Source organism: Streptomyces sp., assembly GCF_036566765.1.
In the GTDB taxonomy this organism is placed as follows: Bacteria; Actinomycetota; Actinomycetes; order Streptomycetales; family Streptomycetaceae; genus Streptomyces.
In genome coordinates this window covers 1-12,506 of record NZ_DATCVQ010000430.1, presented here as the reverse complement: position 1 = coordinate 12,506, position 12,506 = coordinate 1, and the positions used below count along the sequence as shown (strand labels likewise).

10 protein-coding genes and 1 pseudogene are annotated in these 12,506 nt (G+C 74.8%); 5 read left to right on the top strand and 6 right to left on the bottom strand.

Annotated features, from left to right (window positions below; genetic code table 11):
* Positions 1–1,680 (top strand): hypothetical protein (locus tag VIU94_RS25580; protein WP_331914544.1); only part of this gene is annotated, 1,680 nt, incomplete at its 5' end.
* On the opposite strand, the gene VIU94_RS25575 is transcribed toward VIU94_RS25580, so the two are convergent.
* The 4 genes from VIU94_RS25575 to VIU94_RS25560 form a co-directional block, all read right to left on the bottom strand.
* Entirely contained in the window at positions 1,650–4,070 is a 2,421-nt protein-coding gene (locus VIU94_RS25575) for a right-handed parallel beta-helix repeat-containing protein (protein ID WP_331914542.1), read from the bottom strand. The genes VIU94_RS25580 and VIU94_RS25575 overlap by 31 nt on opposite strands.
* Before the next feature lie 109 nt (positions 4,071–4,179).
* On the bottom strand, positions 4,180–4,788 hold the full coding sequence (locus VIU94_RS25570) for an Rv1733c family protein (protein WP_331914540.1): 609 nt from the start codon (positions 4,786–4,788) through the stop codon (positions 4,180–4,182).
* Positions 4,789–4,905: 117 nt separating this feature from the next.
* The gene (locus VIU94_RS25565; protein ID WP_331914538.1) at positions 4,906–5,730 is read right to left on the bottom strand and encodes an MOSC domain-containing protein; all 825 of its coding nucleotides are present in this window, start codon (positions 5,728–5,730) and stop codon (positions 4,906–4,908) included.
* Between the two features lie 55 nt (positions 5,731–5,785).
* Positions 5,786–6,268, bottom strand: a complete 483-nt coding sequence (locus VIU94_RS25560; RefSeq protein WP_331914536.1) for a DUF6643 family protein — start codon at positions 6,266–6,268, stop codon at positions 5,786–5,788.
* A gap of 271 nt (positions 6,269–6,539) precedes the next feature.
* Here VIU94_RS25560 and VIU94_RS25555 point away from each other — a divergent pair, with 271 nt between their 5' ends.
* Positions 6,540–7,907, top strand: a complete 1,368-nt coding sequence (locus VIU94_RS25555; protein ID WP_331914534.1) for a TerD family protein — start codon at positions 6,540–6,542, stop codon at positions 7,905–7,907.
* Positions 7,908–7,974: 67 nt separating this feature from the next.
* Here VIU94_RS25555 and VIU94_RS25550 read toward each other — a convergent pair whose 3' ends face one another.
* Positions 7,975–9,183 (bottom strand): glycosyltransferase, encoded by a 1,209-nt coding sequence (locus tag VIU94_RS25550; RefSeq protein WP_331914532.1) that lies wholly within the window; start codon positions 9,181–9,183, stop codon positions 7,975–7,977.
* Positions 9,184–9,241: 58 nt separating this feature from the next.
* On the opposite strand from VIU94_RS25550, the gene VIU94_RS25545 reads away from it, so the two are divergent.
* Positions 9,242–10,027: a glutamate racemase gene (locus VIU94_RS25545; RefSeq protein WP_331914530.1), complete on the top strand. Its 786-nt coding sequence runs from the start codon at positions 9,242–9,244 to the stop codon at positions 10,025–10,027.
* A 50-nt stretch (positions 10,028–10,077) separates the two neighbouring features.
* On the top strand, positions 10,078–10,632 hold the full coding sequence (locus VIU94_RS25540; RefSeq protein WP_331914528.1) for a hypothetical protein: 555 nt from the start codon (positions 10,078–10,080) through the stop codon (positions 10,630–10,632).
* A gap of 15 nt (positions 10,633–10,647) precedes the next feature.
* Here VIU94_RS25540 and VIU94_RS25535 read toward each other — a convergent pair whose 3' ends face one another.
* Positions 10,648–11,703, bottom strand: a complete 1,056-nt coding sequence (locus VIU94_RS25535; protein WP_331914526.1) for an O-antigen ligase family protein — start codon at positions 11,701–11,703, stop codon at positions 10,648–10,650.
* A 188-nt stretch (positions 11,704–11,891) separates the two neighbouring features.
* Here VIU94_RS25535 and VIU94_RS25530 point away from each other — a divergent pair.
* Positions 11,892–12,506: pseudogene (locus VIU94_RS25530) on the top strand (apolipoprotein N-acyltransferase); the annotation flags it as partial.

Below are 12,506 nucleotides of genomic sequence, written 5' to 3'. Positions count from 1 at the left end.
GTCGCCGCCGCGGTGTGCGGCGCGGCCGCCCGGCACGACCGCGAGTCCGGCGGCGCCGCCCAGGCCGCCCTCGCCTGGACGCTGGAGGCGGCCCTCGCGGTCGCCGGCTCGGTCTGCGTCTGGGTGGTGTGCCGCCGCGGCCGCAGCGAGAAGCGCCTCGACCACGCCGTCGACCGCACCCTCGTCGGCCGGCTGCCCGCGACCTCGCTGATCCTGCTCGCGGTCGCCCTCGGGTACGCCGCCTGGTCGCGCCCCGGCTGGGAGTCCGCCGGCGCGCTCCCCGGCGACGTCACCTTCCGCGTCGTCACGCTCGCCCAGGGCGTGCTCGTCGTCGCCCTCGGCGTCGTCGCCCTGTCCCTGCACCGCAGCGCACCGCACCCGCGCACCGCCATGTACGGCCTCGGCGGCCCCGCCGTCGCCATGCTCGCCTGCGCCCTCGGCGGCGTCATGACCGGCGGCGTCGCCCAGCGCGTCGCCGACTGGCTGGACGGACCCGGCACCCCCGGCGCCGGCGGCGGCCGGATCGTCGGCCCGCCGGTGCTGCTGAGCTGGCAGGCGTCCGTCATCCCGGTGCTGCTGCTCGCCCTCGTCGTCCCCATCGGCGTCCTCGCGTTCCGCACCGCCCTGACCGCCCGCCGCCTCTCCACCGACGTGGACGCCGACTACGGCGTCCGCACCCCCGACCCCGTACGCACCCGGCGCATCGCATCGACCCGCGCCGCGGCCGGGCTCACCGACGCCGCGCCCGTCCTCCTCGGCATCGTCTCCGGCGCCACCCTGCTGCTCGGCGCGGGCGCCGTGGCCGGCGCCTGGTCCAGCCGCAACGTGCCCGGCAGGGCCTTCGACGGCGCGCACCCCGTGATCGCCTCCGCCGCCGACGCCGCCCAGGCGACCGGGTCCTGGCTGATCGGCTTCGGGTTCATACTCTTCGTCACCTGGGGCCGGCGCGCCTACAAGGACGCCTCCGCCCGCCGCACCATCGGCATCCTGTGGGACGTCGGCACCTTCTGGCCGCGCGCCGCCCACCCGTTCGCCCCGCCCTGCTACGCCGAGCGGGCCGTCCCCGACCTGACCTGGCGGATGATCTCCTGGACCGCCACCACCGGCGGCCGACTGGTCATCTCCGGCCACTCCCAGGGCAGCGTGCTCGCCGCCGCCGCGGTCTGGCAGCTGCCCGAGCACACCCGCCGACGCGTTGCCCTGCTCACCTACGGCTCCCCGCTGGAGCGGCTCTACGGCCGCTGGTTCCCGGCCTACTTCGGCCCGCGCCAACTGGGGGCCCTGCACGGCGAGGTGCACTGCTGGCGCAACCTGTGGCGGGCCACCGACCCCATCGGCGGCCCGGTCCGGGTCCCCGCCGACGGCGACAAGCCGGCCGTCGACCGGGACGCCCTGCTCGACCCGCTGGTCTACGGCCGCGACCACACCCACCCGCTGCCCGAGCCGGTCCTCGGCCACTCCGACTACCAGGCCGACCCGGCGTTCGCCGCCGAACGGACCGTCCTGCTCGACCGGTTGCCGCCCGCGCTGCCCCGGCAGCGCTCCGACGACCGGACGGATCAGGGGAGTTCGGGAGGTCAGGGAGGCTCGAACAACGAGGATAGCCAGGGAGGTCAGGGCAGCCAGGGCAGTCAGGGCGGTCAGGGCAGTCAGGGCAGTTCGGGCAGGTCCTCCGGGTAGAGCAGGGTCAGGTCGTCCGTGCTCGCCTCGGCGAGCGCGGCGACCCGGCCCGCGTGCCGCTCCACCATCGACTCGAACGTCTGCCGCGCGGTACGGCCGTTGCCGAAGGCGGGGCCCTTCGGCAGCTCCGTGAAGTACTTCAGCAGCGCCTCGGCCGTGCCGTCGGCCAGCCGGTACTCGTGCTCGTCGGCCTGCTGCCCGACGATCCGCAGCAGCTCGTCCGGCACGTAGTCGCTGAAGGTGATGGTCCGTGAGAACCGGGACGCCACACCGGGGTTGACGGTCAGGAACCGCTCCATCTCCGCGGTGTACCCGGCCACGATGACGACCACCGCGTCCCGGTGGTCCTCCATGAGCTTCACCAGCGTGTCGATCGCCTCGCGCCCGAAGTCCCGGCCGGAGTCCTCCGGCGACAGCGCGTACGCCTCGTCGACGAACAGCACCCCGCCGCGCGCCCGGTCGAACGCCTCCTGGGTGCGGATCGCCGTCGAGCCGATGTGCTCGCCGACCAGGTCGACCCGGGACACCTCGACCAGATGACCGCGCTCCAGGACGCCCAGCGAGGCCAGGATCTCGCCGTACAGCCGGGCCACCGTCGTCTTGCCGGTGCCCGGGTTGCCGGTGAAGACGAGATGGCGGCGGACGGAGGCCGCCTTCAGACCGGCCTGCTGCCGTCTGCGGCCCACCTCGATCATGTTGGTGAGCGTGCGGACCTCGAGCTTGACGCTCTCCAGGCCCACCAGCGCGTCCAGTTCGCCGAGCACGTCCTGCGAAGAACGAGCATCGAGCGCCGGCACGGGCTCCGCGACCGGCGCCGGCTCGGGCGTGACGGGGGAGCGCGGCGCCGGGACGGTGCCGAGCAGCCCGGTGGTCTGCGTCGCCGTCAGCACGGTCGCACCGGAGTCGGCCGGCGCCTTGCGCACCCCGCTCTCGTCGCTGGTGCAGTCCTCCACCGTCGGCCCGTCCTGGGCGAACTCGTAGCCGCCGCGGGCGCACCGCTCCGTACGGCACTTGCGCAGCGTGGTCCGGCAGCCGTCCATCACATGGAAGCCGTAGCCCCCGCTGCCGGTCACCCGGCAGCCGAGGAACGAGCCGCGGCCCTCCGCCGAGACATAGAAACCGGCCTCGGCCGGGGAGGCGACGGTGACCCGGTCGATCGTCGGGTCGGCGCCCTTGGTGACGATGACCCCGGTCTGCACGGAGTCGATGGTGCAGCCGGCGAGCGTGCCGCCGCTGCCGTGGTCCCGGAACCATGCCCCGGTGGACGCCTCGCGGATCCGGCAGTCGTCGAGCTGCGCGGACGCGCCGTCGCTCACCGACACCGCCGTGTTGCGCACCTGCGACAGGTCGCTGTCCACCACGTCGACCCGCGAGCCGCGGTCGAGCACGAACAGCGCGTCCGGCACGTCGTGCACCCGGCAGGACTCCAGCACGGCGGTCGCCCCGTCGCTGACCCAGACCGCCGGGTAGTCGCCCGTACTGTCGTGGATCTCGCACTGGTTGGCGTCCACCCGGGTGCCCGGGTCCCACACCGACAGGCCGTTGCGCCCGAAGCGGCGCACGGTCGACCGGGTCAGCGTCAGCACCGAGCGGGAGCGCAGGTCGATCGCGTTCTCGGGGATGTCGTGGATGTCGCAGTCGGAGAGGTTCAGCACCGCGTCGGTGTCCAGGGTGACGCCGTCCGCGGAGGTGCGGTGCACGGAGGAGTCCGTGAGGTGGGCCGTGCCGCGCCCGGTGACCTGGACGCCGGTGCCCTTGATCTCGTACACCTCGCAGCCGATGCCCTCCAGCGCGCTGCCCTCGCCGGTCACGGAGATGCCCGCGCCCGACGCGTGATGGATCCGGCAGCGCTCCAGGCGCGGATGGGCGGCCCCGCGCACCGAGACGCCCGACTGGCCGGCGGAGACGATCTCGCACTCCTCGAACACCCCGCCCGCGCCGTCGAGCACCGCGAGCCCGACGCCCGCCGGGTTGTCGACGGTGCAGCGCCGCACGGTGGGCCGGGCCGCGCCGCGCACTTCGAGCCCGGCCGCCGAGCGGGTCACGATCCGCAGATCCAGCAGCTCCGGGGTGCCGTCCTCGACCAGGAGGGCGGGCGCCGCCGCGTCCTGGCCCTCGACGTGCAGGTCCTGGACGGTCGCCGACGCCCGTACGGTCAGCGGGACTCCGTCCGCCGGCGCGATCCGCACCGAGCCGAGCCCGCCGTCCGGTCCGCGCAGCGTGACGGCCCGTCGGATCACGAGGTTCTCCCGGTACGTGCCGGGCGCGACGGTGAGGATGTCCCCGTCGCCGGCGGCCTCCAGGGCGGCCGCGAGGCTGGCGTACTCACCCGTGCGGCGCCGCCACCGCGATGTGCCGGTGTGCGTCACCTGGACCGTGCCCTGTGCCATGGGTGTGTCTTGCCCCCGCCTCATGCGTCGTCGCTGATCCGATGCGATGCCCCACCGTAGCGCGCGCGGCGCGCAGGGGGTGACGGGTCGGCTCCCCTGCCGCCGCGGCTCAGCTCCCCGTGCCGGTACGACCCCAGTCCGGACCGCTCCTGGCCCAGGCGCGGTCCAGATACGCGTACCGCCGCCGTATCAGTGAGCGTACGACGGTCCGCCGCGCGAACTCGACGGCGACCGCGACCGCGACGGCCGCGCCGAGGCCCGCGAACAGGGCGTGGGCCCGGGCCGTGTCGGACCCCATCGGCGCGGGCACGGGCCGGCCGCCTGTGTCCGTCCACATCCGGAAGGCGTCCCCGGGCTCGGGGTCCCGGGCCAGCGTCCGCACTGTGCCGGAGCGGGGGCTGCCGTCGGGCCCCGTCCAGCGCGCCACCACCGCCGTGCGCACCTCGCGTTCGCCGGCGGCGTCGGGATTCTGCACGGTCTGCGCGGGCGCATCGGCCTCCCGCACCACCCGCGCCGTGGTCGGGTGCCGCTGCAGCTGCTGGGCGCGCGCCGACCGTTGGAGCGATGCGTCGGCGCGAGCGCCGGCCCACAGGCCGACCCCAGGCGCGCCGAGCGCGAGCAGCAGGACGGCGACGAGCGCGACCCAGGCCTCGACCAGGTCCGTGGTCCGGCGCAGGGGATTGTGCCGCCAGCGCCAGAGCCCGGTGGCTGCCCGCACGGTCCGCACCCCCTCGGCTCACTGCTCACTGCTCCTGCAACGAGTGTGCCCCCACGGCGGGTTCCCCGCGCGCCGGCCGTCCGCATCACGGACGGCCGGCGGCTTCGTTCAGCGCGCTCAGTCGAGGATCTTGACCTCGTCGCCGACCCGCACCACGCCGGTGTGCTCCGGCACCAGGTTCTGACCGAAGATCAGCCGATTGCCCTGCTTGCGGTGGCGGGCGAGGGTGCGCAGCGGCTCCTTGCCCCGCTCGCCGGTGAGCTGGTCGGTCGTCGTCACCACGCAGCGGCCGCAGGTCCGGGCGACGCGGAAGGAGACCTCGCCGACCGCGAGCCGGGTCCAGCCGTCCTCGGCCCAGGGCGCGGTGCCCTCGACGACGAGGTTCGGCCGGAAGCGGTTCATCGGGAGCGGGCCCTCGTCGGCGCGATCGCCCTGCGCGATCAGCGAGTTGAGGGCGTCCAGGGACGAGGTGGCGGTGACCAGGAGGGGGTAGCCGTCGGCGAACGAGACCGTCTCGCCCGGCAGCGCGTACTCGGGGTCCACCGGACGCCGGCGCGCCGGGTCGTCCATGTGCACCAGACGGACCTCGGCGTCCAGGTAGGAGCTGAACCAGGCGTCCGCCGCTCCGCCCGCCGGGACCGCCTCGACCGGGGTCTCGAAGACCTCCACCCGGATCGTTGCCGACGGTTCCGGCACCTCCACCGTCAGCGGCTCCCGGCCGGGCGCGGACACGCGTATGTCCCCGCCCGCCAGGAGCTCCGCCGACGCCAACGCCATCTGCGGATGACGGCGTTGGGTCACGACCTTGCCCGACGCGTCCACCACGGTCCAGCGGCGGTCACCGGCCAGTCCCCATGGCTGGACCTCCGCCTCGGCGGGCGCGAACCCGCGCATCGCCTTGACCGGGTGGATATGGACGGAACGCACCACAGGATTCGACATGCGGACATCCTGCCAGCCGCTCCGTGCCCGGAGCGGCTCCGCGCCCCTTAGTAGGTCAGTACCCGCCGCCCTGGTACGGGCGGTTGTACGGGTCGTCGTACGGGGCCTGCGCCGGGACGGGCCGTGGGGCCGCCGGGCGCATCGCCTCGTAGCCGGTGGCCATCGGCCGGGGCGGCTGCGGCTGCGGGGCCTGGGGGGCCGGGTAGCCGTAGCCGCGCGGGGCGACGGGCTGCTGCGGGATGTACGGGGCCGGAGCGTGCTGCAGCGGCGCGGGCGCGACCGGCTGCATCTGCTGCGGGTAGCCGTACGAGCCGCCGTTGTAGGCCGGGGTCGGATGGCTGGGGGCCGCCGGGAGGGCGGGAAGAGCCGCGGGGAGCGCCGGCAGATAGCTGTTGCCGGTGTCGTAGGCGGCGGGCACTCGGATCGGCGCGATCTGAGGGGTGCCCCGCTCCGCGACCAGGGAGTCGTAGATCGGGGTGTCGGGGAACGACATGGCGGAGTAGTAGCCGCCGCCGTAGGTGGAGCGGGGGGAGGTCATGGCACATAAGTTAAGCCCACGATGTGCTGGTTGGGGAGCCCGATAAGCGGGTTGTTTGACGAGCTTCCAGTGACCGTGGATTCCCCAATGCGAGCGAATCTGACAAAAACGGGCGACAACTAGAGCGTTGATCTTGTAAAGGCCGAGCTGAGGAGGGGTTACCGACGGGTCCCCGGTGACGTATCAATGGGTCTTCGACGCCACTTCCGCCCCCGAGAAGGCTCCTTCGGAATAGGTTGGCGTACGAAATCTCCGTGCACGCGGACTCGCGATGGGGGCGATCATGTCCATGCTTAAAGGGGCCAATGTTCCGGTGGCGGCGCGGAGCGTCCGCGTCGAATTGGGCTGGCGTTCAACCGGGGGCGTTCCGGACGTCGACGCCTCGGCGCTACTCCTCGTATCGGGGAAAGTGCGCTCCGACGCCGACTTCGTCTTCTACAACCAGCCGGCGCACGGTTCCGGCTCGGTGCGGCACGACGGGAAGCGCACCGTCGGCGGGGCCGTCACGGACACGCTGAGCGTCGACCTGGAGCGGGTCGAGCCCGCGATCGATCGGATCGTGCTCGCCGCCTCGGTGGACGGCGGCACGTTCGGGCGGGTGCCCGGACTGTACGTACGGATCGTCGACGCCGGGTCCGGCTCCGAACTGGCCCGCTACGACAGCACGGACGCGACGGTCGAGACCGCGTTCATCCTCGGCGAGCTGTACCGCCGGCAGGGGGCCTGGAAGTTCCGCGCGGTCGGACAGGGATACGGCTCCGGCCTGGAGGGGCTCGCCACGGACTTCGGCATCACGGTCGACGAGCCGCAGCGCCCGGCGCCGCAGGCCCCCGTGCCCGCGCCCACCGTCCGGGCGCCCGCGCCGCCCGCGCCTACCGTTCGGGCCCCCGCGCCGCCCGCGCCCACCATCGCAAGCCAGCCGACGATGCCCTCCATGCCGACCGCCTCCTTCACCCCGACGCCGCCTCCCGCGCCCGTGCCGGCCGCGCCGCCGCAGCCCGTGCGCCTGTCGAAAGTCACCCTCACGAAGGACTCGCCGTCCGTCTCCCTCGCCAAGCAGGGCGGCACCTCGGGCGGGATGCGGGTGAACCTCAACTGGGAGGTGCGCAGGCAGTTCTCGGGCTGGGGCGCGAAGTTCGGCCGCGCCGTCGCCCAGCACTCCGACCTGGACCTCGACCTGTGCGCCCTGTACGAGCTGTCGGACGGTCGCAAGGGCGTCGTGCAGGCGCTCGGCAACGCCTTCGGCGCGCTGCACCACCCCCCGTACATCCACCTCGACGGCGACGACCGGACCGGAGCGCTCGCGGCCGGTGAGAACCTCACCATCAACCTCGACCACCGTGACAAGCTCCGCCGCGTGCTCGTCTTCGTCACCATCTACGAGGGCGCGCGCAGCTTCGCCGACCTGCACGCCACGGTCACCCTCCAGCCGCAGCACGGTGCGCCCATCGACTTCTCCCTCGACGAGTGCACCGTCCCCTCCACCGTCTGCGCGCTGGCGCTGCTCACCAACAACGGCGGCGACCTGGTCGTCCAGCGCGAGGCGCGCTACCTGGTGCCCGCGCGCGGCGTCAGCCCGCAGCGCACCGTCGACCAGGCGTACGGCTGGGGCATGAACTGGACCCCGGGACGCAAGTGACGCGAGGGAGGCCGGGGGAGTCCGGCGGAATCGGTTCTGCGGTTCTGCGGTTCAGCGGTTCAGCGGTTCAGCGGTCCGGCGCGGCCTCGGGGCGGGCGTACGTTCGCCCCTTCCAGGCCGCGCCGCGCCCCCGGTAGTGCTGCACCGCCGAGTCCACCGTCATGAACAGATAGAGGAGCGCGGTGAACGGCAGCAGCGGCGCGAGCCACAGCGGCTGCGCGTAGTAGCGGAGCATGGGTACGTACGTCCCGGCCATCACCGCCCACGCCGCGCCACCGGCCCACCCGGCCGGCGCGTCACCGGCGAGCAGCCCGTACGCCAGCGCGGTCGGGGGAGTGAGGTAGACCAGCGCGAGGCCCGCGACCGTCCCGGCGAGCAGCGGCGGACTATGCCGGAGCTGGGCGTACGCGCTGCGGGACACCATCCGCCACAGGTCCGCGAGGCGCGGATACGGCCGCACGCTGTCCACCCGCTCCGCGAGCCCCAGCCAGATCCGCCCGCCGGACCCCTGCACCGCGCGCGCCAGCGACACGTCGTCGATCACCGCCTGCCGGATCGCCTCCGGCACCCGCGCCCGCACGGCCGCCTCCGTGCGCAGAAGCACACAACCGCCGGCCGCCGCGGCCGTCCGCGCGCCCGGGTCGTTGATCCAGCGGAACGGGTAGAGCTGCGCGAAGAAGTAGACGAACGCGGGCACGATCAACCGCTCCCAGGCGCTCGCCACCCGAAGCCGCGCCATCTGCGACACCAGATCGAGCCCATTCGCCCCGGCCGTGGCGACCAGCCGCCGCAGACTGTCGGGCTCGTGCGCGATGTCGGCGTCGGTGAGCAGGAGGTATTCGGGGGTGACGGGTGCGGGGAGGCCCCCGTCCGGTGGCGGGCAGCCCGCTCGGGCTCGGGCGATGCCGTGTTTCAGGGCCCAGAGCTTGCCCGTCCAGCCCGGTTCCGGTTCTCCGGGGGAGATCACCGTGAGGGGGAGCCCGCCGAAGCGGTCGGCCAGTTCGCGCGCCAGCTTCCCCGTGCCGTCCGTGCTGCCGTCGTCGACCAGCACGACTTCGGCCGGGCCCGGATAGTCCTGGGCGAGCAGCGACGGCAGGCTGACCGGCAGCACCTCGGCCTCGTCCCGCGCCGGTACGACCACGGCGACGCGGGGCCACACCGGCGGCTCGACCCGTGCGGGAAGCCGCTGGTCGGTCCGCCAGAAGAACCCCTGACCCAGCAGCAGCCACCCCCAGGCGGCCAGCGAACCCACGGCGATCCAGGCAATGGCGCTCATTCGCCGCAGTCTGCCCCAGATCGCCGGGAGTGCAAGGGCGGTCGGTTAGGGTAACCGGGTGAAGATCGCCCTCATGGACTCCGGTACGGGCCTCCTCGCCGCGGCGGCCGCGGTGCGCCGGCTGCGGCCGGACGCCGATCTGGTGCTCTCCTCCGACCCCGACGGCATGCCCTGGGGCCCCCGCTCCTGCGACGACATCGTCGAGCGGGCGCTCGCGGTGGCCCGCGCGGCCGCCGCCCACGAGCCGGACGCGCTCGTCGTCGCCTGCAACACCGCCTCCGTGCACGCGCTGCCCACCCTGCGCGCCGAGCTGGAGCCCGGCATCCCCGTCATCGGCACCGTCCCAGCGATCAAGCCCGCGGCGGCGAGCGGCGGTCCCGTCGCGATCTGGGCGACCCCGGCGACGACCGGCAGCCCGTACCAGCGAGGGCTCATCCGCGAGTTCGCGGACGGCGTCGAGGTCACCGAGGTGCCCTGCCCGGGCCTCGCCGACGCCGTGGAGGCGGCGGACGCCGCAGCCGTCGAGCGGGCCGTCGCCGCGGCCGCCGCGCTCACCCCGCGCGACGTCCGCGCGGTCGTCCTCGGCTGCACGCACTACGAGCTCGTCGCCGACCTCATCCGTACGGCGGTACAGCCCGCGGGCCTGCCGCCGGTCGTTTTGCACGGCTCCGCCGGGGCAGTAGCGGCACAGGCGCTGCGCCGCATCGGCGCGGAGCCCGCGCCCGAGCGGGCTCTCACCGGAGGGCTGACCGTGCTGCACAGCGGCCGTACGTCCGTACTCCCGCAGGCCGCGCTCGCGTACCCGGAGGGGCGGCTGCTCGGGACGGTGGCGTCCGCCCGCTGAGGCCGCTTGGCGAAGCGCCGTGTGAGCGGAACGTGAGTAGGCTGCCACTCATGAGGGACCATCCCCGAGACGAGCGGCGCGGCGAAGGACCCGTGCCCGAGATCTGGACCGGTCGGGCGACCAACCGTGTGCAGTGGGTACTCGCGGCCCTGGGCGCGGGCTTCGCGGCGCTGGGCATCGAGCTGGCCGTCGGAAACCCGTGGACCTCTGGCATCACGCCGCTGCTGATGTCCGTGATCGGCTGCGTCGCGGCCGGTCTCCTGATCATGTTCGGCACCCTCGCGTTCGTCCACGTCGCGGTGAAGGTCGACGCGCGCGCGATGGAGGTGCGCTGCGGGCACATGGGCCTGCCGCGCCGCCGCATCCCGCTCTCGCACGTCGTCGGCGCGGAGTTCGCCCCCCGGGTCGACCCGCGCCAGTGGGGCGGCTGGGGCTACCGCTGGCGTCCCGAGATGGGCACCGCGGTCGTGGTCCGCCGCGGCGAGGGCCTGGTCCTCACCCTCGGCGACGGCCGCAGCTTCACGGTCACGGTCGACGACGCGGAGGCCGCCGTCCGCGTCATCCGCGGCCACCTCCGACGCGCGACGCCGACGGCGGGGGTGTAGGGGGCGTACGGCCCTCTACGGAACGTCGGCCTCTACCTCGACCTCCGGCGTCGCCACGGCCGCCGTGCGGGCCGTCGCCAGACCGGCCAGGAGGCCTGCGGCGGCGGTGACGGGGGTGAAGCTGAGGGCGTTGCCGACCGAGGCCAGGGCCGCGAGGGCGGTGAGGGTCGCGGCGGCGGTGAGGACGACCGGGGTGGGGCGGGGTGAGGAGGCGAGGCCGCAGAGCAGCCAGCCGTACGCCGCGCCGAGCAGCACGACCCCCGGCACGCCCAGTTCCGCCGCCTGTTGGAGCGCGGCCGAGTGCGGTTTGCCGTCCGCGTACAGCGTCTGCTGGGCCGTCGGGCTGAGGCCCCCGAAGCGGTCGGGGCCGACCCCGCGTACCGGGTCCTCCCGGACCATCGCGAGCGCGTCCCGCCACAGCAGCACCCGGTGGCCGGTCAGCAGGCTCTCCGCGGAGACCGCCGGGCCCTCCGGCAGCGCGTCCTCCGCGACCGCCCAGGATCCGCCGACCACAAGGCCGGTGGCCAGCGCGAGCCCCGCCAGGCCGAGGACGCGGCGGCGCATGCGGACCGCGGCCAGGGAGCACAGCAGCACGCCGACCGTGGCCACCATGCCCACCGCCGAGCCCAGCACCGCCGCCGTCCCGGCGACGACCACGGCCAGCGCCCGCAGCGCCGTGCGCAGCGGACCCGGTCCGGCCGCCGCGGCCGCGCAGCAGGCCGCCCCGGCCGCCAGGACGAGGAGCGCGGCCGACGCCCCCGTACGGCCCATCGGGACGGCGGCGTCCACCGCGCCCGGCACGCCGTCCCCGGGGAACAGTACGAACCCCAGCAGCCCCAGCGCCGCCGCGGTCGCCGCGGCGACCGGCAGCAGCGTGCCGACGATCCGGCCCACGGCGTACCCCGCGGCCACCGCGAGCACCGCGAGGACCACCCCCTCGGGCCGGGCGTCGCGCCCGGCGGCGCTGATCAGCGCCCAGAGCACGCACGCGCCGAGGACCAGGACCCCGGCGACGTCGGTGGCGTGCCCGTGCTCGCGCACGGTCGGCCGTTCGGCCACTCGCGCAGTCATCCCCGTCGACCCCCCGACTGTGACGGCACCGCGCGCAGGCCGATCGGGCCGCGCGCCGGAGCCGCCGTCACGGTAACGGCAGTGCACGGGATGTGGGGAGACTTCGTGCAGGAACGTTGCGGCATCGCCGGGAAAAGGGCGGTTGCACCGACCTCCTGCGCCCCCGGCCCCACCGTAGACTCCGCCTTGTGAGCACCACCATGACTCCCGTCGACGCGTCCGAGCCCGCCCAGCCCTCCGCGTCCCCCGCGCGGGCGGGGCTGCCACGACGCCTGGCGCGGCCCGCCGCCGCCGTGCTGTCCGGGGTCCTGCTCTACCTGAGCTTCCCGCCCAGACCCCTGTGGTGGCTGGCGCTGCCCGGCTTCGCGCTGCTCGGCTGGACCCTGCGCGGCCGGCGGCTGCGGGCCGGCTTCGGGCTCGGCTACCTCGTCGGCCTGGGGTTCCTCGCCCCGCTGCTGATCTGGACCGGCGCGGTCGTCGGCCCCGGACCGTGGATCGCCCTCGTCGCGGCCGAGGCCGTCTTCGTGGCGGCCTCCGGTCTCGGCATCGCGGCCGTGTCGAAGCTGCCCGGCTGGCCCCTGTGGGCCGCGGCCGTCTGGATCGCGGGCGAGGCGGCCCGCGCCCGGGCCCCGTTCGGCGGCTTCCCCTGGGGCAAGATCGCCTTCGGGCAGGCCGACGGGATCTTCCTGCCGCTCGCCGCCGTCGGCGGCACCCCCGTGCTCGGCTTCGCCGTGGCGCTCTGCGGCTTCGGCCTGTACGAGGCGCTCCGCCGGGCCCGCGCGTACCGCCGCACCGGCCGGCTG

Coding starts and splice junctions, on each gene's coding strand:
- VIU94_RS25535 (WP_331914526.1), bottom strand. CDS start 11,703: ATGACTGCGCGAGTGGCCGAACGGCCGACCGTGCGCGAGCACGGGCAC.
- VIU94_RS25560 (WP_331914536.1), bottom strand. CDS start 6,268: ATGACCTCCCCCCGCTCCACCTACGGCGGCGGCTACTACTCCGCCATG.
- VIU94_RS25575 (WP_331914542.1), bottom strand. CDS start 4,070: ATGGCACAGGGCACGGTCCAGGTGACGCACACCGGCACATCGCGGTGG.
- VIU94_RS25565 (WP_331914538.1), bottom strand. CDS start 5,730: ATGTCGAATCCTGTGGTGCGTTCCGTCCATATCCACCCGGTCAAGGCG.
- VIU94_RS25555 (WP_331914534.1), top strand. CDS start 6,540: ATGGGGGCGATCATGTCCATGCTTAAAGGGGCCAATGTTCCGGTGGCG.
- VIU94_RS25550 (WP_331914532.1), bottom strand. CDS start 9,183: ATGAGCGCCATTGCCTGGATCGCCGTGGGTTCGCTGGCCGCCTGGGGG.
- VIU94_RS25540 (WP_331914528.1), top strand. CDS start 10,078: ATGAGGGACCATCCCCGAGACGAGCGGCGCGGCGAAGGACCCGTGCCC.